Origin of the sequence: Salinibacter sp. (assembly GCF_036626415.1) — a bacterium.
Taxonomy (GTDB): domain Bacteria; phylum Bacteroidota; class Rhodothermia; order Rhodothermales; family Salinibacteraceae; genus Salinibacter.
This window is the reverse complement of record NZ_JAZKRW010000052.1, coordinates 1-19,923: the sequence shown is the minus strand read 5'-3', so window position 1 is coordinate 19,923 and position 19,923 is coordinate 1. Positions and strand designations below refer to the sequence as shown.

At 62.1% G+C, this 19,923-nt stretch carries 17 protein-coding genes and 1 tRNA gene; 1 reads left to right on the top strand and 17 read right to left on the bottom strand.

The features are described 5' to 3' along the window. On the top strand, positions 1-833 hold an 833-nt coding region (miaA, locus tag V5A20_RS07610), incomplete at its 5' end, for a tRNA (adenosine(37)-N6)-dimethylallyltransferase MiaA (protein WP_332315014.1). Here the strand turns inward: miaA and V5A20_RS07605 are convergent. The 17 genes from V5A20_RS07605 to V5A20_RS07525 form a co-directional block, all read right to left on the bottom strand. Then, positions 800-1,978, bottom strand: coding sequence for a hypothetical protein (locus V5A20_RS07605; protein ID WP_332327039.1), 1,179 nt, complete (start codon positions 1,976-1,978; stop codon positions 800-802). The genes miaA and V5A20_RS07605 overlap by 34 nt on opposite strands. 310 nt (positions 1,979-2,288) lie before the next feature. After that, positions 2,289-3,359 (bottom strand): M24 family metallopeptidase, encoded by a 1,071-nt coding sequence (locus V5A20_RS07600; RefSeq protein ID WP_332327038.1) that lies wholly within the window; start codon positions 3,357-3,359, stop codon positions 2,289-2,291. A 47-nt stretch (positions 3,360-3,406) separates the two neighbouring features. Then, complete coding sequence (gene guaB / locus V5A20_RS07595) at positions 3,407-4,933, bottom strand: IMP dehydrogenase (protein WP_332315011.1); 1,527 nt, start codon at positions 4,931-4,933, stop codon at positions 3,407-3,409. A gap of 22 nt (positions 4,934-4,955) precedes the next feature. Further along, positions 4,956-5,705: a pseudouridine synthase gene (locus V5A20_RS07590; RefSeq protein ID WP_332315010.1), complete on the bottom strand. Its 750-nt coding sequence runs from the start codon at positions 5,703-5,705 to the stop codon at positions 4,956-4,958. 49 nt (positions 5,706-5,754) lie between these two features. Next, positions 5,755-6,501 (bottom strand): SMC-Scp complex subunit ScpB, encoded by a 747-nt coding sequence (scpB, locus tag V5A20_RS07585; RefSeq protein WP_332327037.1) that lies wholly within the window; start codon positions 6,499-6,501, stop codon positions 5,755-5,757. A gap of 42 nt (positions 6,502-6,543) precedes the next feature. Then, a complete protein-coding gene (locus V5A20_RS07580; RefSeq protein ID WP_332327036.1) occupies positions 6,544-7,056 on the bottom strand; it encodes a BrxA/BrxB family bacilliredoxin in 513 nt (170 codons plus the stop codon). A gap of 238 nt (positions 7,057-7,294) precedes the next feature. Then, positions 7,295-7,368, bottom strand: a tRNA-Lys gene (locus V5A20_RS07575). Between the two features lie 127 nt (positions 7,369-7,495). Beyond that, positions 7,496-9,427 (bottom strand): DNA gyrase/topoisomerase IV subunit B, encoded by a 1,932-nt coding sequence (locus V5A20_RS07570; RefSeq protein ID WP_332315007.1) that lies wholly within the window; start codon positions 9,425-9,427, stop codon positions 7,496-7,498. 55 nt (positions 9,428-9,482) lie between these two features. Next, complete coding sequence (locus V5A20_RS07565) at positions 9,483-11,816, bottom strand: DNA gyrase/topoisomerase IV subunit A (RefSeq protein WP_332315006.1); 2,334 nt, start codon at positions 11,814-11,816, stop codon at positions 9,483-9,485. Between the two features lie 328 nt (positions 11,817-12,144). Continuing rightward, positions 12,145-12,795 carry an ATP-binding protein gene (locus V5A20_RS07560; RefSeq protein ID WP_332315005.1) on the bottom strand — a complete coding sequence of 217 codons (651 nt, stop codon included), beginning with the start codon at positions 12,793-12,795 and terminating at the stop codon, positions 12,145-12,147. 103 nt (positions 12,796-12,898) lie between these two features. Next, positions 12,899-13,933 (bottom strand): NAD(P)H-dependent glycerol-3-phosphate dehydrogenase, encoded by a 1,035-nt coding sequence (locus tag V5A20_RS07555; protein ID WP_332315004.1) that lies wholly within the window; start codon positions 13,931-13,933, stop codon positions 12,899-12,901. 118 nt (positions 13,934-14,051) lie between these two features. After that, entirely contained in the window at positions 14,052-14,741 is a 690-nt protein-coding gene (gene plsY / locus V5A20_RS07550; RefSeq protein ID WP_332327035.1) for a glycerol-3-phosphate 1-O-acyltransferase PlsY, read from the bottom strand. Positions 14,742-14,904: 163 nt separating this feature from the next. Further along, positions 14,905-15,918: a phosphoribosylformylglycinamidine cyclo-ligase gene (gene purM / locus V5A20_RS07545; protein ID WP_332327034.1), complete on the bottom strand. Its 1,014-nt coding sequence runs from the start codon at positions 15,916-15,918 to the stop codon at positions 14,905-14,907. Positions 15,919-15,974: 56 nt separating this feature from the next. Continuing rightward, positions 15,975-16,784 (bottom strand): squalene/phytoene synthase family protein, encoded by an 810-nt coding sequence (locus tag V5A20_RS07540; protein WP_332315001.1) that lies wholly within the window; start codon positions 16,782-16,784, stop codon positions 15,975-15,977. A 114-nt stretch (positions 16,785-16,898) separates the two neighbouring features. Beyond that, complete coding sequence (locus V5A20_RS07535) at positions 16,899-18,875, bottom strand: aconitate hydratase (protein ID WP_332315000.1); 1,977 nt, start codon at positions 18,873-18,875, stop codon at positions 16,899-16,901. Positions 18,876-18,943: 68 nt separating this feature from the next. Continuing rightward, positions 18,944-19,081 (bottom strand): hypothetical protein, encoded by a 138-nt coding sequence (locus V5A20_RS07530; RefSeq protein ID WP_332314999.1) that lies wholly within the window; start codon positions 19,079-19,081, stop codon positions 18,944-18,946. A gap of 30 nt (positions 19,082-19,111) precedes the next feature. Then, the gene (locus tag V5A20_RS07525) at positions 19,112-19,909 is read right to left on the bottom strand and encodes an enoyl-CoA hydratase/isomerase family protein (protein ID WP_442978432.1); all 798 of its coding nucleotides are present in this window, start codon (positions 19,907-19,909) and stop codon (positions 19,112-19,114) included. Positions 19,910-19,923 lie beyond the last annotated feature (14 nt).

Genomic DNA, 19,923 nt, shown 5'->3' with positions numbered 1-19,923 from the left:
AGGAGCTCACGATCGGCACGGCCAAGCCCTCCCCGGACGCCCGTCGTCGCGTGCCGCACCATTTCATTGGGGAGCGCTCCCTCCATGAGCCGTTTTCGGCCGGGGCATACGCGGAGGCGGCCAATGAGCGGATTCAGGACATTCTTGCACGGGGCCGTCGCCCCCTTGTGGTTGGCGGGGCGACGCTCTACCTCCACGCTCTCCAGTACGGCCTCGCGGACATTCCCGACGTGGACAGTGCGGTGCGTGATCGGCTAACCCAGCGGCTGGAGTCGGAGGGACAAGACGCGCTCTACGAAGAACTCAAAGAGGTAGACCCTAAGCAGGCCGCCGAAACAGATCCGACAAAAACCCAGAAGGTGGTCCGGGCACTTGAGGTTTACCATGGCACCGGAAAGCCGCTCTCTTACTACTACGAGAACCAGCCGGAGCCCCCCTTCGAATATGTTACGGTCGTGCTCAACCGGGACCGAGAAAAGCTCTACGATCGCATCAACCGGCGGGTCGAGCAAATGCTTGATGCAGGGCTTCTCGAAGAAGTACGTGAGGTGATGAAGATGGACGGCGTGCAGTTGGACGAGCCCCCCCTCAGCACCATAGGATACCGGGAGCCCATTCAGCACCTGAACGGCGAGATCGACTACGACGAAATGGTGCGCCTCGTAAAGCGTAATACGCGTCGCTACGCCAAGCGCCAGCTTACGTGGTTTCGGCGGTACGACGAGTACCACTGGCGGTGCGCCCCCGACACGAGTGCTCGAGATGTGGTGTCGATCCTGTCGGAAGCGACGGACGCGGATCAGTCTGCAGCCGAAGACCCCTCCGTTCTATAGCGGCGGCGCACTCGGCGCCGGAGCTCTGTCCCGTAGCGCTGGATCATGAAAATGAGCCCAGCTCCTCCCCACCCGGCCCCAACCCAGATCCAGTACGGCCCCTCGATGTAGAAGAGATAGGTTCCGATCGAACATACTCCTAGCCAGAGCCAGGGCCAAGAGGGACGCGGGCCCATCACCCCAAGCGCAATCAGAGGCAGCAGATACCACGGATGCACAGTCGTGCTGAACACGAATAGGGTGCCAATCAACAGAAGGCAGGCACGTCGAAACGACCACCCGCGCCATGCATCGAGCGTGTACAGTACAGGGAGCAACGTCAGAAACACTCCCCGAAACAGCGGCCCGATCGTTTTGCTCCAGTCCGCTCCTGTCCAGGCCCAGAGGACATGCTTGACGGCATAATACGGACCGGCGTTAAACTCGAAGAGCTTCGCGAATAGGTCCGCCGAGGCCTTCATGTGTGGCAGAGTGTACGGGGCGATGTACGGAAGACAGAGCCCGCCCACGAGGAACGCGCCCGGCCATACGGCTCGCCATCCAAAGCGACGGAGCAAAAACGGGCCCAGCGCGAACGGGTAAATTTTGACCAGGCCAGCGCCCGCAATTGCGAGCGACGCGAGTTCCGCCCGCCGTCGCTGCACGGCCCAGACGGCTCCCAGTAGAAGCGCCACCAAGAGCGTCTCGGTGTGGCCCTGGCCCGCGGCCTCGATGAGTACGAGCGGATTCCACGAATACAGCAGTACGTTCCGGGCGCTCGTGAGTCGAGCGAGCAACGCAACGCCGCTAAACTCTATCCCCGCAAAGAGGATCTTTAAGACGTAATACGGCGTCGTCCAGCCTCCATCGTAGAACCCTCCCCCAAAAGCGAAGAGAAGTTGTGAGAGTGGGGGATAGACGCTGTAATACTCCTTAGAATTGAGCTTCTGATAGAGCTCAGTGTGTTGAAATGAGTCGAGGTCGGCATGCGAGGGAACGAACCGGTACGGGTTGATGCCCTCCCACTGCAGCCAGCCGTCCCAGATGTACCGAAACAGATCATCGGTCAGTCCAGGCCCGAGTGGCAGATAAATGAGCCGCAAGATCAGTGCCCCCCACAGCACCTCATGGACCGACAATACATCTCGACGCCAAAGAAGAAACACCCCACCCCCTCCAAGAAATGACGTCCCCACCAGAAACGGCCACGACGACGGATCCGCGGCCCAGACAGGGCCGGAAGCCAACAAAATGCCGGTGCAGAGCAAGAGGACTCGGGAGGCACGGTCTGCCCGACGAATGCCCGGCATTTGACGTATCACCAATCAAAACGAACAAGCGACCCTTACGGCCCTAGTCCCACGGGAGGCACCAGACGTTACGATTCAGTCTTTATGTCCTTGGGGCCATATACTGCAGCTTACGGGTTAGTCATTATAAAAGTCTAGGCACGCAATAACAGAGTCACATGCAGGTTTACAGAACCAGTAGCTCTTTGGGGCTTTGTGTGAGGTTCTTGCAGCCCTCTTCCCGGAGACTCACGATGTCTTCGATCCGAACTCCGTATTGCTCTTCGGGCACGTAGACGCCCGGTTCAATCGTCACACACGCCCGATCCGGGAGTTCATCGTCTGCCGTGTGCGAAATCCGGGGCCACTCGTGCACCTCGAGCCCAATGCCGTGGCCGAGGCCGTGTGTAAAGTATTTCTCCAGCCCCGCCTGCCCGAGGACGTCTCGTGCTACAGCATCGAGTTCTTTCCCCGTCAGGCCCGCCTGTGCAGCGTCGAGCGCGGCGTTCTGAGCATCCAGCACGGCCTGGTATCCCCGCCGCGCTGGGTCGCCAGGTTCGCCCAAGGCCACAGTTCTCGTCATGTCGGACGCATACCCATCGAGAAAGCATCCCATGTCCAGAACAACGAGGTCGCCCTCTTGCAGCGGACGGTCCGTGGGGCGGGCATGGGGGCGGGCCCCATTGGGACCGGCAGCGACAATAGGGTCAAACGCCATTGAGTCTGCTCCTTTCTGGAGATGACGGTATACAATCTCCGCCCCAACCTCTCGCTCCGTTACTCCCGGTTCAATGAGATCTATAATCTCTTCGAACACAGACTCTGTAATCGATTGAGCATCACGTATTTGAGTGGTTTCACTGGGGGCTTTGGATGCAATCGGTTGACTCAGCACGTGCGTGTTGGGGACCCACTCTATATCCCCGTGCTCTTCCACAAGACGATCTCGACGCGCAACACTGACCTGCGCAGCCTGGAAGGCCACGCGCGAATACGGGCCGAGGAGATTCTCTTCTGAGATGCAATCCGAAAGTCCACGATCAGCGACGAGCACGTCAGCCCCTTCTACCTCGGCGTGGGCCTGCTCCGTGTACCGGCCGTCCGTCACGAATGATGCCGCCTCGGGACCCACGAGAAGGATTCCATTGGACCCCGTAAAGCCACAGGCCCAACGAATGTTGGGAAGAGCAGTCAGAAACAAGGCTTCTGCCTCCAACTCTTCGAGCCGATTCCGAACACGAGCGATACGATTGGGCATGCCGGCTTCACTGGACGAGACGGCCAAACGACCTCAAAGCACTGAAGTTACTCGCTTCGCTTGGAGGGTCCCGAATAGTAGTTGGGGGACTCCTTCGTAATCTCTACGTCGTGCGGATGGCTTTCGCGGAGCCCAGCGGCCGTCGTGCGAACAAACTGAGCCGACTGATACAGCTCGCGGACCTCCTTGCAGCCACAGTACCCCATTGCGGCCTGGAGGCCTCCCTTCATCTGATGGAGCACCTCACTGAGGGTCCCGCTGTACGGAACGCGTCCCTCGACCCCTTCGGGCACAAGCTTTCGGAGATCATCCTCTGCGTCCTGAAAATATCGATCTTTGCTCCCGTCGTCCATGGCCTCCACCGAGCCCATGCCCCGGTAGCTCTTGTACTTGCGGCCCTCGTAAATAATCGTTTCGCCCGGGCTCTCCTCAACACTGGCAAAGAGGCTTCCGATCATGACGGCACTCGCGCCGGCCGCCAGGGCCTTCGGAATGTCACCGGTTTGTTTGATGCCCCCATCGGCAATAACAGGCACTCCTTCCGGTCGCGCCGCCTCAGCACACTCCATCACCGCAGTGAGCTGCGGGACCCCAACCCCGGCGACCACCCGGGTGGTGCAGATTGAACCCGGACCGATTCCGACCTTCACACAATCGACGCCCGCATCGATCAATGCCCGGGCACCGTCCCCCGTGCCCACGTTCCCGGCCACAATTTCAACCTCTTTCTCAAACCGCGAATGGATTTGTCGAACCGTCTCCAGCACGCCCTCGGCGTGGCCATGCGCAGTATCTACGACCACAAAGTCCACCCCCACCTCGACCAGCGCCGAAACGCGGTCCATCACATCGGGCGTCACGCCAACAGCCGCCCCCACCCGCAGCCGACCGTGCTCGTCCTTGCACGCATTGGGGTGCTTGCGGCGCTTGCGGATGTCTTTGAACGTGATGAGGCCCTTCAGGTACCCCTCGTCGTCCACCACCGGGAGCTTCTCGACCTTGTGATCCTGGAGAATCTGAACCGCTTCGTCAAGGGTCGTCCCCACCGGCACCGTCACCAAATCCTCGGCCGTCATCATGTCTCGAATGGGCGTGCCGCCGTCCAGCTCAAACCGGACGTCTCGGTTCGTGACAATCCCCACGAGCTTGTCCGACTCGTCCACGACCGGAATGCCCCCGATGGAGTAGTGGCTCATCATATTGCGGGCATCGGCCACCGTGTCGTGTGGCGAAATGGTGATCGGATCGAGAATCATCCCGTTCTCCGACCGCTTCACACGCCGCACCTCTGCGGCCTGATCTTCAATCGACATGTTTTTGTGGAGCACCCCGGCGCCGCCCTGTCGCGCCAGCGCAATGGCCATGTCGGCCTCCGTGACCGTGTCCATGGCCGCGGATAGGACCGGAACATTGAGCTCGATGTTCTGGGTCAGCCAGGCCGAGGTATCCGCCTCGCGGGGCATCACCGTGGAGTGGCCCGGCACGAGCAGTACATCATCGTAGGTCAGGCCTTCCGTTTTGATCTTGTCGTCGGTTGCCGTGTCGGGGGTGCCGTTCGTAACTGGTTGGGACATGGTAGCGGGGACTAATGGGGGACTATTGAAGATCAACACGTTGGTAGAGCTCGCGGACTTCTTCCGGGTCCAACCGACGCCATTCACCGCGTTGCAGTCGGCCGGTGGTGAGCGTGGCGTACTTTGCCCGTTCCAACTGGACGATGGTGTGCCCGAGCGCCTCCATCATGCGGCGAATTTGACGGTTGCGCCCCTCGTGCAGTTCGAGGGCGATGTCGGTTTTGCTCTGCGGATCAAGGTACGCAACCTGATCGGCCGCCGCCTCGCCGTCGGAGAGGTCGAGGCCTCGCTCAAGCTCGTCGAGCTGGTGCGGTTTCACACGATCCTGCGACCGCACGTAGTAGATTTTCGGAATCTCAAACCGGGGATGCATGAGGCGGTGGGCCAGGTCGCCATCGTTGGTGACCAAGAGAACCCCAGTGGTGTTGCGGTCGAGCCGTCCCACCGGAAAGAGGCCGGACGGGTTGTCCTCCGGAACCCCGATCGCATCGAGGACGGTCTGTCGCCCTCGCGGGTCCTCGGTGGTGCTAATCGTGTCCTTGGGCTTGTTGAGAAGGAGATACTCAAACTCGAGGGGGTACACCTCCTCCCCATCTACGACTACGGTCTGCCCCTCGTGCACGCGGGTGCCATGCTGGGTCACCGTTTCCCCATCGATTTGTACACGCCCCTGCTCCACCAGGTCGTCTGCGTCCCGACGCGAGCAAACCCCCGCGTGGGCAATGTATTTATTGATCCGCATGCCGTCGCGGTTGGGGGAGTCGGAGGCCATGTCGCCAAAGGCGGGGATTTAATGAGGGAGCGGATTCGAATGTCGACCCTTACTCAGAAGCATTTTCTTCGTCGGGGGGCTCCGCGTTCTCGGGGTCTAGCATATCAATCGAAATGCCTTCCTCCCGGTCCAACTGGAGGAGCTTCGCGCGCTCGTCGTCGAAGGCCGGGTCGTCGAGCAGGTCTTCGACCTCCCGCAGGGTCGGAAGGGCATCTAAGGAGTCAAGGCCAAACTGCTCGAGAAAGCGATCGGTGGTCCCGTAGAGGAGCGGACGCCCTACGGAGTCTGCCCGCCCCTCTACGCTCGCCAGCTCCATCTCCAGAAGCTTCCGGATCGCGTAGTCCGAGTTTACACCACGGACGAAGTCGACCTCCGGTCGCGTAACCGGTTGTCGGTACGCGATGACCGCGAGGGTCTCCATCAGCGACCGCGAGAGGCTGGTCTCTTGCTCCTCCACATAGAAGGTTTTCGCAAAAGGCGAGAGGGCAGAACGGGTGACCAAGCGGTACCCGCCCGCCCACGACGTGATTTCGAAGGCACGCCCGTGCTCTGCGTAGTCTGCATTGAGCCGGTCAACCGCCGCAGCCACGTCCTCCGTCGAGGGCTGAGGGCGCCCCGTCACGTCGGCCACGATCTCCGAGATGCGGGATGCAGCGACCGGCTCGTCCGCGGCAAAGAGGATGGCTTCCGCGGCCTCTTCGAGCGTATGATCGTCCTTCTCAACCGTGCGTCCGTCGGAAGACCCCCCGAGTTCGTCGGGATCCCCTGAAGACTCTGCAGGCGCGTCGTCAGGCATGCAATACGGGAAATCGACAAAACAGGATGCGCCCCAGCGCTTCTAGGTGATGGACTGGAAGGTGGACGGAAGTCCGTCACCGGAGCTTGAAGAATCGGGGCGCGAGGGGGCACTCGCCGGAGGCTCTTCTTCACGACAGTAGGCCTCGAAGGCCTCCACGAGATCCTGGGCAATCACGTCGGCGTTTCGGCCCTCAATGTGCTTCCGCTCCACCACGTAGACGGGCTGTCCGTCCCGAAAGAGAGCAAAGAACGGCGAGGACGGGGGAATGCCCGGAAGATGCTCCCGCGCACGCTCCGTGGCCTCTAGGTCCTGCCCCGCGAAGACGGTCACGTACCGGTCCGGGGGATGCTCCGTTGCGTCTTTCGCCTTGGCAACAGCGGGCCGAGCGTTGCCGGCGGCGCAACCACACACCGAATTGATGACGAGGAGAATCGTCTCTTCCTGCGACTCCGCCAAGACATCGTCGACATCGTCGGCCGTGCGCAGCTCTTCAACGCCGAGCTGGGTGAGCTCTTTGCGCATGGGCTCCACCATCTGCTTGGGATACGGCATGGGGGCATTTATTTTCTAAAACAGGAACGCGAACCCTCTGTCAACTTTCCAGAGGGACTGGACTGGTGCAGGACTGCTACAATCAATCCGGGTGGGTGATCCCTCTGGAGCCCCGAACCGATCCCTCGAAGACCACAATCGGGGGAGGCTGGCCGACGGACGCAGAGGGGTGAAACTGAAAACGTCCCCGATGCGCCGCGAGACGGCTTTCAGGGACGCCTGGATTGAGGGCACACTGTAGGCCCGGAGGGATTCGAACCCTCAGCCCACGGATTAAGAGTCCGTTGCTCTACCAGGTTGAGCTACGAGCCTATCGACAAGAATCTACCAGTCGGGTATTGCAAACGACGCTGAAAGTTCGGCGCCCAGCCGACGAGCACCTCCCCACAGCGGACTTTTCACAGGGTTTCACAAGGACTCACTGCGCGGCAGAAGGCCGCTACACATCCAACTCGTCCGCCTCCGCGGCGTGCTGCATAATAAACTCGAAGCGAGCCGAGCTGTCCCGCCCCATCAGCTCTGTGATGGTCTGCTCCGTCACCATCCGCTCGGTGTCCGGAATGCTGACTTCGAGCAGTCGGCGGCTGTCGGGAGCCAGCGTGGTTTCGTTCAGCGTGTCGGGCATCATTTCGCCGAGCCCCTTAAAGCGCTGGATGTCGACACTGGGATTCCGACCGTCGCTCCGTATCTCATCGAGAATGCGCTCCTTGTCCGCCTCGTCGAGCGCCCAATGCGTGTCTTTGCCCGCCTCGATGCGGTAGAGCGGCGGCTGGGCGATGTAGACAAACCCCCCTTCAATGAGAGGCCGCATGTACCGGTAAAAGAACGTGAGCAGGAGCGTCGCGATGTGGTGCCCGTCGGAATCCGCATCCATTAAGAGAATGATCTTGCGGTAGCGGAGGTCAGACAGGTCGAGCGCATCGCCGATGCCACAGCCCAGCGCCTGGACGATGTTAGAGAGCTCCTTGTTGTTCTGGACCCGATCAAGGGTGGCCTGCTCGGCATTCAGCACCTTTCCTCGCAGGGGCAAGACCGCCTGTGTCTCCCGGTCGCGCGCCTGCTTGGCCGACCCGCCGGCCGAGTCGCCCTCCACGATGAAGAGCTCACACTCGCTTGGGGTGCTGGACGAGCAGTCGGCCAGCTTGCCAGGCAACTGAAGACGCGAGGCCGAGCCCGACCGCCCACTGCTTCCCCCCGACCCCGACCGACGCGCCCGGCGAGCTTTCGCCGCCTGCACGACGCGGGACGCAATGGCCTCCCCCGTCGAAGAATGGTCATTCAAATACTGCTCCAGCTCTCTCCGCAGTGCCCCAGACACCTGCGAACGGATGGGCGGATTGTTGAGCTTGTCCTTCGTCTGGCCCTGAAACTGTGGGTCCACGTGAAACAGGTTTACGATGGCCACGAGGCCCTCGCGGGTGTCGTCGCCCTTGATCTCCAGCCGGTGCGGCACGAGGTCGTGTGTGTCCATGAACGATCGAATCACGGAGCGAATCCCGCTCTTGAGGCCCTGTTCGTGGGTCCCACCGTCCTCCGTCGGGATGCCGTTGACGAACGTGTGGAGCTGCTCCTTCGGTGCATCGGTCCACTGGAGCGCAACCTCAAGACGGCCATCCCCGCCCAGGTCATCGTCTTCCATCATGAAGACATCGTCGTGGATTGGGGCCACCTGAAGGTCCCCCACGAGGTGCGTCAGGTACTCCTGGATGCCGCCCTCGTGATGAAGCTCGTACCGGTCACCGGCCGTGTCATCACGGAAGATGATTTTCAAATCTCGGTTCAGGTACGTCTTTACGTCGAGGTGCTCCCGGATCCACGTGGGGTCGAACTCGACGGATTCGAAAATCTCCGGATCCGGCCGAAAGTAAATGTCGGTCCCGGTCCCGCGCGCATCCTCGTCGGTGACGTCCAGCCCCGTCACCGGCGTGCCCTGCCGAAACCGCTGCCGATATTCCTGCCCGTCCCGCTTTACCGTAGCCACGAGTTCCTCCGAGAGCGCATTGACGACCGACACGCCCACGCCGTGCAGCCCCCCGGAGGTGATGTAGTTGCTCGCATCGAACTTTCCGCCAGAATGGAGGGTGGTCAGGATCAACTGGACGGTCGGAACGCCTTTTTCCGGGTGGTCGTCCACCGGAATGCCGCGCCCATTGTCGGACACGCTGATGCTTTTCCCATCCTCATGGAGGACGACCTCAATCCGGGAGGCATACCCGTTCGTTGCCTCATCAACGGCGTTGTCCACCACCTCCCATAGGATGTGGTGGAGACCGGGCCGCCCCGTGCCCCCAATGTACATCCCGGGTCGCTTGCGGACCGGTTCGAGGCCTTCAAGGACATCGATGTCTTCGCCGGTATATGTCTTGGGCATATGCTGTCGTTCGTCGTACTGCGTAGGTAGATGTCTCGTAATCGCGGCCCAACGGCTAGGTGCCCTCTTCGTACGTCACCTTTACGGGCTCCGGAAACACCTCCGCAAAGTACCCGCGCTTGATGACGAGTGTGCCCTTGGCCCCGCGGTTCGTGGCGTCAAACTTCGTGGTCCGCACGATTTCCTCTCGTCCGTTGTTCGTCTCCACCGTGAGCCCCTCGCGGGCCCGAGTGCTGAGGGCAAAGTCGAGCACACGGTCATCCTTCTCCAGTCGTATGGCGCGCACGCCTTTCGCCGGCCCTTTATACACCGACACTTGGTGAAGGGGAAAGACGAGGGCGCGGCCGTCATGGGAGGCCAGGCAAATGTTTTCATCGCCCGCGGCCCCATGGACCCGCACGACCTCGTCGCCGTCCTCCAAACGCATGTACTTGCGCCCCGTGCTGATGGACGGCTCTACGTATCCATCCAGTGTGAACCGGGTCGCCTGCCCCCCCTTGCTGATGGCCACGACATAAGGCTGATCCGGCGCGTCGGGGTCCTCCGGATCGAACAGCTCGCCCTGCTCACTCGGCTCGGGGGGCACCGGATCTGGAAGCACCCGCTCATCGAAGCTCATAACGCCGACCACGTGCTCCCCGTCGTCGAACGAAAATAGTTTCTGCACCGGGTCCCCGTAGCCGGTCGTGCTCGGAATTTCCGAGATCCGCGTCGTGTAGCATGTGCCGTAGTTTGTGAAGAAGCCAGCGGTGGCGCGGGTCGACCCCGCCAGGGCCCAGCCCACCTCGTCTCCATCGCGCGTGCGGATGGCGTCGAGGTCCGAATACGTGCCCTGCCGCTTTACCCAGCCGTCGCGCGTGACGATCACGTGGACGTCCTCGTCGACAATGTAGTCTTCCTCGGTGTACTCCATGTCCGCCTCCGGCCCCACGAGGGTGCTACGGCGCTCGTCCGTGTACTCGTCGCGGATCTCCTCCAGCTCGTCCCGAACAATGCCCCAGCGGGCGTCCTCGTCGTCGAGCAGGCGACGGATCTCCTCGGCCCGCGCCCGCTTCTCCCCCAGCTCGTCCCGGATCGCCTCAATCTCCATCTGCGAGAGCTTATAGAGCTGAGTCTCCAGGATGGCGTCGGTCTGCTCCTCGTCCAGCTGGAAGCGGTGCATGAGCCGCTGCGCCGCATCGGCCTTGTTCTGTGAGGCACGGATGATCTCAATTGCCTCGTCGAGGGCATCGAAGAGGGTCTCGAAGCCTTCCAGAATGTGAATGCGCGCCTCTAGCTCCTCCAACTCGTTCTGGAGGCGCCGCGTCACGACCTCCAGGCGAAACTCGAGGAAATGCCGGAGGATGGTGCGGAGGTCCACCTGCTTCGGGGCCTTGACGTCCGTGCTCTCCGTGGGCACGAGGCAGGTAAGATTGACGTGGAATCGTTTCTGAAGCTTCGTGTGCTTGAAGAGGTAGGCCATCGCCGCCTCCGTATCCGAGCCGCGCTTCAGCTCCAGCACGATGCGTACGTCGTCGGTCGACTCATCCCGCACGTTCGACAGTTGCGGGACGTTTTCCTCGGCGATATGATCGGCAATCTCCTCGACGATCTTGCTCTTGTCCACGCCGTAGGGCACCGATTCGATGATGGCCCGGGTCTTTCCTTTTGTCCGGTACGCCCCTCGCATCTCGATCGTCCCGGTGCCCGTCTCGTAGATCTCTGCCAACTCCTCCTGCGTGTTGAGGATGCGCCCGCCCGTAGGAAAGTCCGGCCCCTGGATGTGGTCACGGACGAGCGTCGAGGTCGCCACGTCGGGCACGTCGATCATGTGAAGGGCCGCGTCGACCACCTCCCCGAGATTGTGCGGCGGGATGTTGGTGGCCATTCCCACCGCGATGCCGCTTGCCCCATTCACCAGAAGGTTGGGGACACGCGCCGGCAGCACGACCGGCTCTTTCAACGATCCGTCGAAGTTGTCGCGGTAGTCGACCGTCTCGTCCCGGAGGCCCTCCAGCATCTCCATGGCCAGCGGCTGCAGCTTCGCCTCCGTGTAGCGCATCGCGGCGGCGCTGTCGCCGTCAAGCGAGCCAAAGTTGCCGTGTCCGTCAACCAGCGGCGCCCGCAGCGAGAACGACTGGGCCATGCGCACCATGGCGTCATAGATGGCCTTATCGCCGTGGGGATGGTATTTTCCCATCGTCTCCCCCACCACCGTCGCGCTCTTCCGGTGCCGCTTCGAGGGGTACAAATTCAAACTGTCGAACATCGCGAAGAGAATGCGACGCTGCACCGGCTTCAAGCCGTCCCGAATGTCCGGCAGGGCCCGACTGGTGATCACGGACAGCGCGTAGTTCAGGTACCGCTCCCGGGCGGTTTCATGAAGCGGGATCGTCTCGGTAACAGGCATCGGCGGGGTTCAATAACGGATGTTGAGGGTGCACACATAGTTTACTCACACGTTTTCGGAGATACAACTGCCACGGATCGGCGTTTCGGAAGATTTGAGCGTTTTCCATCGGGCGACTGCAGTTCACAGGGTTCACTGCGAGGAAATCGGCACGCGGATGGGCGCCTATTCTCCAAACGTTTTCTCAGAAAGCGAGGAGCAAGGGGCGTCAAGAGCATCTTCTCCGGTGCGCTTTTTAGCGGTAATCTTTTTGCAATAACGGAAACTAATTTAAGGAAGATAATCGCGGGGGCTTGTCCGCAGGAGTGCAACTTCGGGTGCCTCCGGATCAGTAGTTCAGCGTAAAGTAATCACCGTTCTCGTCGGGATGGAGGTGCAGGAGATCGGCCTCCGTAAGGCGAAGCAGTGTTTGGGAGGCCCGCTCGGGCGAGATGTCTGCGAGTTGCGCCAGCTGAGACACAGTAATGCGCCCATAGTCGTCTAGGTACCGCATGAGTAAAGACTCCGTCTCTCCAAACTCGAAGGTGACCCCCGCCTGGCTCTCCTGCTGGCGGAGCTCCTGTATCGTTTCGGGGCTGGCCTCCACGCTGCTCGCTTCTACCCGCACGTAGGTCCGCCCCGCCTCCTCCGAAGCCTCCCCGTTGGGCACTACGACGTGGGGCTTGGTCGTGCTTTCAGGAATTGTCACGAGGAGCACGTCCACTCGAGGCTCTACGACGATTCGCTCCGTCTCGTACTCCACGACGGGACGGCAGTGTGCGTCCACGGCCTGTCGAAGAAGAAACTCCTGCTCAGAGGCGTGTTCGACCCCAGTGATGGTCCCGTCATCGTCGACCCCAAGCACGATGCGTCCGCCGTTGGTGTTGGTGAGGGCCACGACCTCTTTCGCAATGCGCTCGGCTTGAGGCACCCGACGCTTAAACTCTACACTGATCCCCTCCCCCAAATCGACAAGCTGCTCCAATTCCCGACGAGTCATACCGGTTGTACAGACGGACAGTGAAGAAGTACGGCCGAGCCGGGATGGCTCGAAGGGCAGCCCATGGGCGGACAGGGCACCCGCACGGCGGTCGGCCCGCACGTCAACGGATGTTCTGAAGACGCTGCGGGAGCCAGTGCTCTCGCTTGGCCGGGCGGCTCATCAACGCGTCGACCATCTCTTCGGGACGCTGATGTTCAAACAACACACGATGTACAGCCTCGACGATGGGCATCTCGATGTCGTGGTGCCGTGCCAGATCATACACCGACTGGGTCGTCCGGACGCCTTCCGCCACCATGTCCATCTCCGACTCGATCTCGTCGAGCGTCTTTCCGGCCCCAATCTGTTCCCCCAGGTACCGATTGCGGCTGTGCGAACTCATGCACGTCACGAGCAGGTCGCCGATGCCCGTCAGGCCCGCAAACGTCTTTGGATGGGCCCCCATCGCGATGCCGAGCCGGCGAATCTCAGCCAGCCCGCGTGTGACGAGGGCCGCCTTTGCGTTGTCTCCATAGCCGACTCCGTCCCCCATGCCCGCGGCGATGGCCAGGACATTTTTTGCGGAGCCGCCAATCTCAACCCCCACGACGTCCGTGTTCACGTATACACGGAGCCGATCCGTCATGAAGGCGTTCTGGATCCACTCCGCGCGAGGATCGGTGGGAGCGGCCGCGACGAGGGTTGTGGGCTGGCTTTCGGCCACTTCCTCCGCGTGGCTCGGCCCATAGAGGACCCCAATTTGTTGCTCCTCCAGCCCGCTCAGCTCTTCGTCCAGAACCTGGGACATCGTCATCAGCGAGTCGTTTTCAATGCCCTTGGCCAACGAGATGGCAGTAATGCCCGGACGGGTGAGCGGCGCAATTCGGGCCGCCACACTGCGGAGGTTTTGTGAGGGCACCGCCACGGCCCATATGGAGGACGCCGCAGCGGCCGCTTCAAGGTCCGACGTCACGTGCACAGACGTCGGAATTTTGATGTCGGGGAGATACGTCGGGTTGCGATGGGCCGTCCGCATGCGCTCGACGACCTCGTCGCGGCGGGCCCAGAGCGTCACGTCGCGCCCCGCGGCAGACAGGTGAACGGCAAGGGCGGTGCCCCAACTCCCGGCCCCGAAAAGCGTGATCGAAGTCGACATGGGGGCATACGTAGGTGAAGTGAGACGGGTGCCGGAAGGCGGTCCTGGAAGAATTCTGCTCTCGAAGTCCCCTGGGCCGGGCCTGACGAGCTTTACAGCGAGGAATTGCGGGCAGGAGTCACAACTCTCCGCGCCCGAGCATGCCCTGCGCTGGCTCGAACGAGCTAATTTGACTCTCAGTGCCGTTTAGCAGCCGCTGAATGTTGGAGCGATGGGCCACAACAATGGCAAGGGCGAGGAGCCCCCCAAAGACAAGCAGGCTGAGGTCGAGGTCGGCCCCGAACCCAAAGCGACGAACGGCCACGAGGGTCGGAAACGAAAGCGCAGCGGTGATCGACGACAGCGACACATAGCGGGTGGAAAACAGAATCCCCGCGAAGACCGCGAGCGTAATTGCCATCGTCAGCGGAGTGAGTGCAAAGAGCATCCCCGCGGCGGTGTTTACGCCCTTCCCGCCCTCAAACCGGGCAAAAATGGGATACATGTGCCCGATGACCGCCATGACTCCCGCGAGCAGCCCCAAGACTACGAACTTGTCCCCCCCCACAAACGCGAGGCCCGCCGGGATGGGATCAATGCGAACCACCGAGGCCACCACGCCCGCCGCGAGGAACCCCTTCCCGAAGTCGACGATCGTCGCCAGCGCGCCGGCCTGCCAGCCCACGACCCGAAAGGCATTGGTGGCCCCACAGTTGTGACTTCCATGATTCCGAATGTCAACCCCGTGCAGGGCCTTGCTCGACCACAGCGCCCCAGGAATGGACCCGAGGAAGTAGCTGATGAGCAGAATGATGATCAGCGACCACATGTCGGCACCCCAGCAGCGGTGAGCGAAGTGAGAGTACGGCGCGTAAGTAGGACGAGAACACGTGAACGCGCCATGAGAATTTAGTGCCTATCGTACCTCTTATTTGACGCCAAATGTTCCGGGGGGACCGGTGTAAACCCCACAGTTCACCCCTGCGAAACAGCTAAGACGACTCCTCCACGGCCTCAATCCACCCCATTTGGATCGGAGATTCGCCGATAGACTCAAGCTGGTCAACGGCCCGGGATGCGTCGTCCGCCCGCACCACGACCACCATTCCGATTCCGAGGTTAAAGGTTTGCCGCATGTCTTCTTCTGGCACGTCCCCGAGCTCTTGGATCAACGAGAAGATGGATGGGCGTTCCCAAGCGTCATAGTCGACCGCCGCGGTACAGGCTTCTGGCACCACCCGTCTGAGGTTATTCGGGAGGCCGCCGCCGGTGACGTGGGCGAGGCCCTGGGCCAGGTCGGCCTCCACGAGGGCGCGGATCGGGTCTAGGTACGATCGGTGTACGCGGAGCAGGGCCTCTTCAACCGACGCCCCGTCCAGTTCCGGGGGGCAGTCGTCTACGGTGTATTCATCGAAGAGCACGGTTCGGGCGAGGGTGTATCCGTTGGTATGAATGCCCGTCGACGGGAGGCCGAGAAGCACATCGCCGGGCGCAACGTCGTCGCCTGTCACGATCTCGCCCTTGTCCACGAGGCCGACGACCGTGCCGACAAGATCGAAGTCCCCCTCGCCGTATACGTCCGGCATCTCCGCGATCTCGCCGCCAACCAGCGCGCACTCATTCTCTTTGCAGGCCGTCGCGAACCCTTCGACGACCGCCTCCGCCGTGTCGGGCTCAAGGGTGCCCACCCCGTAGTAGTCGAGAAAATAGAGCGGCCGGGCCCCGCACACAGCAACATCATTCACGCAGTGGTTCACCAGGTCCTGCCCCACCGTGTCATAGCGTCGGGCGCGCGACGCCACCTTCAGCTTGGTGCCCACCCCGTCAATCGACGAGACGAGCACTGGCTCGTCCATGCCCTCCAAGTCCGGCTCGAAGAACGACCCAAACGCCCCGATGTCGGCCAGCACGCCGGGCGTAAATGTGTCCTGAACCCGTGATCGGATGCGATCGACCGCCTCTTCCCCTGCCTCAACGTCAACACCTGCCTCCTTGTAGGTTGTCATAATCTCGTGCGGTATCTCACGCGGTGTTTTTGGAACGGGGCAATGGCGCGTCGGGCTTACCGGCGACCGAAGAGCATGAGCAAATAGACCTCCAGCCGACGGAGGGGCGACAGTTCAATTGGGGCCGACCAGAGGTCGTAGTCACGCCGATCGAGTTCGTCCAACAGGGCCAGGGCCCCATGCCAGTACCGAAGCAGGGCGTAGCGATGACGAAACCCAAGGTCGTTGGCCAGGGCTCGGCCGCGCTGCAGGGCATCTCGCACGCGGACGCTCTGCTTCCACAACAGCCGACGCGCCCCTTCGGTGGCCGGGCCCGTTCGCAGTTGGTCGGTCGACACGTCGTACTGGCGGAGCTCCGCGACGGGCACGAAGAGACGTCCGTGCGCCAGGTCGGTGGGCAGCCGCAACAGGTGCGCCAGGTGGAAAAAGCCGCGGGCGAGCTCATCGACCCACCCCATCTGCACGGAGTTGGTCACGTCCGCCAGGTGGGCAAGGAGACGAGCGTGGGGGGCGGCCCAGAGCCGAACGAACGTGTCCAGCTGATTGGCGTCGTCGAAGCGCGTCGTGCCCACGAGCAACCGGGCCGCTTCAACCTGTGCCGCCAGCCAGTCGACGTTCAGGGCGTGGGACTCACAGGCCTTGTAGGCCGCAGTCGCAGTGTCCTCAGGGATCGCCCGAAGCGGTTCGCCCGCCTCGGCCCGCGCCCGCTCTTCATCAAAGAACGAGTCCACGGAGGTCTCTCCAGGCACCGTCGGGTTCACCAGGGCCGAGTGCCAGTCCCAAAGCGCCTGGGCTGCGGATTGGTGTCCCCGCGACCAATCGTCGTAGAACGGGCGGAGCAGGTCCGATGTGGGAGTGTCACCCATTCGAAAACAAACACCCCGTCGAATCAGCACACAGGAACGAACCCTCCCCCAAACACGGAACGGGGAAGCCACTTCGGGCTCCCCCGTCCGCTGCACAGCACTACCGGAGAGCACTTACGCTTTCGCGTCGGCAAACTCTTGCTTCACCACGCTAATCTGGCTGCCTTCGAGCACCATCTGGAGCTCACGCTCCGAGAGGTCGTGCTCCACGACGTAGGTTTCGCCCTTGTCCGCGTTCGTAAGCTCCACATCCGTTCCGGACCGGACCTGGTCGCGCAGGTTGCGGAACTGCAACGTGTCGCCCTGCTCGATGCTGTCGTAGGACTCGTCGTCCTTGAAGAGCAGCGGCAGGATGCCAAAGTTCGCCAGGTTCTGCCGGTGAATCCGAGCGTAGCTCTTGGCGATCTTGACACGTGTGCCGAGCCAGCGCGGGGCAATGGCGGCGTGCTCGCGGCTGGAGCCCTGCCCGTAGTTCGTGCCGCCGACCACGGCGAAGCCGTTGTCCTGATGCTCCATGGCGCGATCGAAGAAGCTCTCGTCAACCTGTTCGAAGACGAATTCCGAGATCTTTGGAATGTTGGAGCGGAACGGCAGGATACGCGACCCTGCCGGCATGATCTCGTCGGTGGAAATATCATCGCCCACCTTCAAGAGCACCGGCAGGTCAAACGAGTCCTGAAGCGGCTCGAACTCGGGGAGGGACACGACATTGGGGCCCTTCTCAAGATCGGTGCCCTTTGCCTCCTCGGCACTTAGCGGCTCGACGAGCTGGTCAGTGTTGACGCTGATCTGGTCCGGCGTCTGTGCATTCGGGTACTCCATGTCGTACAAGTCCGCCAGGTCGCGCGGGTCGGTGATTTCGCCCGTGAGCGCGGAGGCGGCCGCCGTTTCGGGACTGACGAGGTAGACGGCGTCCTCTTTGGTGCCGGAGCGGCCCGGGAAGTTGCGGGGCACCGTGCGCACCGAGATTTGCCCGGTGGCGGGCGCCTGCCCCATCCCGATGCAGCCATTGCAGCCGGCCTGGTGAATACGGGCACCGGCACGGGTCAGCATCTGGAGATGCCCCGAGTTCATCAGGTTCTCCAGAATCTGACGCGACGTCGGATTTACGTCGAACGACACGCGGTCGTGCACCTGCTTGCCGTCCACAATTTCCGCGGCGCTCGCAAAGTCGCGGAAGCCAGGGTTGGCGGAAGAGCCCACGTAGCTCTGATAAATCTCTTGGCCTTCGACCTCCCGAACGGGCACCACGTTGCCCGGGCTGCTGGGCTTCGCGATCTTCGGCTCCAGCTTGGAAAGGTCAATCTCTTCGTGGTCGTCGTACGTGGCGTCCGCGTCGGCCTTAATTTCTCGGAAGGCCTCCTCGCGGCCTTGACGACGAAGGAAATCGCGCACCTCCTCGTCGGCCGGGAAGACGGTGCTGGTGGCGCCCAACTCTGTGCCCATGTTCGCGATGACGTGGCGGTCCATGCAGCTGAGGCTGTCGAGCCCCGGGCCGTAATACTCGATAATTTGGCCCACGCCCCCATCCACATCGTGCCGCTCCAACATGGTGAGGATGACGTCCTTCGCACTCACCCAATCCGGCAGCTCACCGGTCAGCTTCACGCCCCACACCTCGGGCATGTTAATCGTGTACGGCTTGCCGGCCATGGCCATCGCCACGTCGAGCCCCCCGGCGCCAATGGCGAGCATGCCAATGGCCCCCGCGGCGGGCGAGTGGCTGTCCGACCCAATGAGCGTCTTGCCCGGCTCTCCAAACCGCTCCTGGTGCACCGGGTGGCTTACGCCATTGCCGGGACGGCTGTACCAGGCGCCAAATTTCTTGCAGGCGCTGCGCAGGAAGAGGTGATCATCCGGGTTCTTGAAGTCGGACTGAATGAGGTTGTGGTCAACGTACTGGGCCGACAGCTCCGTTTGGACGCGGGGGATGCCCATCGCCTCAAACTCCAGCATGACCATCGTCCCCGTGGCGTCCTGAGTGAGGGTCTGGTCCATCTCGAGTTCGATCTCTGCGCCCACCTCCACGCCGTCGAGACTGCCGTCGGCGAGGTGGCTGTCGATCAGTTTTTCAGAAACGTTTTTACCCATAAAAAAGTGGCGTGGTGTTGATCAGGAGGTTGCAAAGGGGCGCCTGTGTTGTATTCAAAATGTAAGCGCTACGCGTCGAAGATGGTAGCGGTACAGGTAAAGATTTCGTGGGCGGTGTCCCCAGACGAGGCGCGCTCCTCAATCAAAAACGAGTCGTTGAAGAAGCTTTGCTTCGCAGCAGGAATAAAACCGAGGGGGCACACCATCGTGTACACGGGTGCAGCAACACTTGATGGCTACGCCTCCGATGCCGCTTGTTTCCACGGCGGATCCTGGTCGTTCAGAAACGCGTCGATGCCGGCCTGACAATCGTCCGTGCCCCGCGCAAACGCGTTCATCTGCACCGCGTAGTCCAGCGCCTCATCAAGGCCCATTCCGGGCACCTGCGCCAGCATCTGCTTCGTGAGCGCCACCGCCGAGCCACTCGTGTCCCGCGCGAGTTCGCGGGCCAGGTCCTCCACCGCTTCGTCCAGCGCCCCCTCGGGCACCGCCCGCGTAACGAGCCCCAGGTCCGCGGCGGTGGTTACGTCCACGAGCCGCCCCCGCAACAACAGGTCGCGGGCCCGCGCCTCTCCGAGCTTTCGGCGCAAGAAAACCATCACGATGGCCGGGACGAAGCCAATACGCACCTCGGTGAAGCCCAACTTGGCCCCCTCCGCCGCGTACGCGAAGTCACAGACCGCGGCGAGGCCGCACCCGCCTCCGATTGCATGTCCGTTTGCCTTTGCAATAACAGGCATTGGGTGCTGGTAAATTTGGCGGAACAGCTCCGCCAGGTGCCGAGAGTCTCGTTGATTTTCCATGGGCCCGGCGTCGCGCATGGCTCGGAGCGAGGACAGGTCCGCCCCGGCGGAAAACGCCGATCCAGCGCCCGTGAGGACGACGACTCGCAGATCCTCAGCGTCTTCCGCCTCGTCGAGCGCACTTTTCAGCGCCGTGACGAGGTCGGCGTTCAAAGCATTGCGCTTGTCCGGACGGTTGAGGCGAATCGTGTGGACAGGGCCGTCGGTGGTGGTCTGGACGAGGCTAGACATGGGGAAGCGTTTCT

Coding starts and splice junctions, on each gene's coding strand:
- V5A20_RS07590 (WP_332315010.1), bottom strand. CDS start 5,705: ATGGCCTCCGACTCCCCCAACCGCGACGGCATGCGGATCAATAAATAC.
- V5A20_RS07540 (WP_332315001.1), bottom strand. CDS start 16,784: ATGGGTGACACTCCCACATCGGACCTGCTCCGCCCGTTCTACGACGAT.
- V5A20_RS07570 (WP_332315007.1), bottom strand. CDS start 9,427: ATGCCCAAGACATATACCGGCGAAGACATCGATGTCCTTGAAGGCCTC.
- scpB (WP_332327037.1), bottom strand. CDS start 6,501: ATGCCTGACGACGCGCCTGCAGAGTCTTCAGGGGATCCCGACGAACTC.
- guaB (WP_332315011.1), bottom strand. CDS start 4,933: ATGTCCCAACCAGTTACGAACGGCACCCCCGACACGGCAACCGACGAC.
- V5A20_RS07555 (WP_332315004.1), bottom strand. CDS start 13,933: ATGTCGACTTCGATCACGCTTTTCGGGGCCGGGAGTTGGGGCACCGCC.
- purM (WP_332327034.1), bottom strand. CDS start 15,918: ATGACAACCTACAAGGAGGCAGGTGTTGACGTTGAGGCAGGGGAAGAG.
- V5A20_RS07530 (WP_332314999.1), bottom strand. CDS start 19,081: ATGGTGTGCCCCCTCGGTTTTATTCCTGCTGCGAAGCAAAGCTTCTTC.
- V5A20_RS07580 (WP_332327036.1), bottom strand. CDS start 7,056: ATGCCGTATCCCAAGCAGATGGTGGAGCCCATGCGCAAAGAGCTCACC.
- V5A20_RS07535 (WP_332315000.1), bottom strand. CDS start 18,875: ATGGGTAAAAACGTTTCTGAAAAACTGATCGACAGCCACCTCGCCGAC.
- plsY (WP_332327035.1), bottom strand. CDS start 14,741: ATGTGGTCGCTGATCATCATTCTGCTCATCAGCTACTTCCTCGGGTCC.
- V5A20_RS07525 (WP_442978432.1), bottom strand. CDS start 19,909: ATGTCTAGCCTCGTCCAGACCACCACCGACGGCCCTGTCCACACGATT.
- V5A20_RS07600 (WP_332327038.1), bottom strand. CDS start 3,359: ATGCCCAATCGTATCGCTCGTGTTCGGAATCGGCTCGAAGAGTTGGAG.
- V5A20_RS07565 (WP_332315006.1), bottom strand. CDS start 11,816: ATGCCTGTTACCGAGACGATCCCGCTTCATGAAACCGCCCGGGAGCGG.
- V5A20_RS07560 (WP_332315005.1), bottom strand. CDS start 12,795: ATGACTCGTCGGGAATTGGAGCAGCTTGTCGATTTGGGGGAGGGGATC.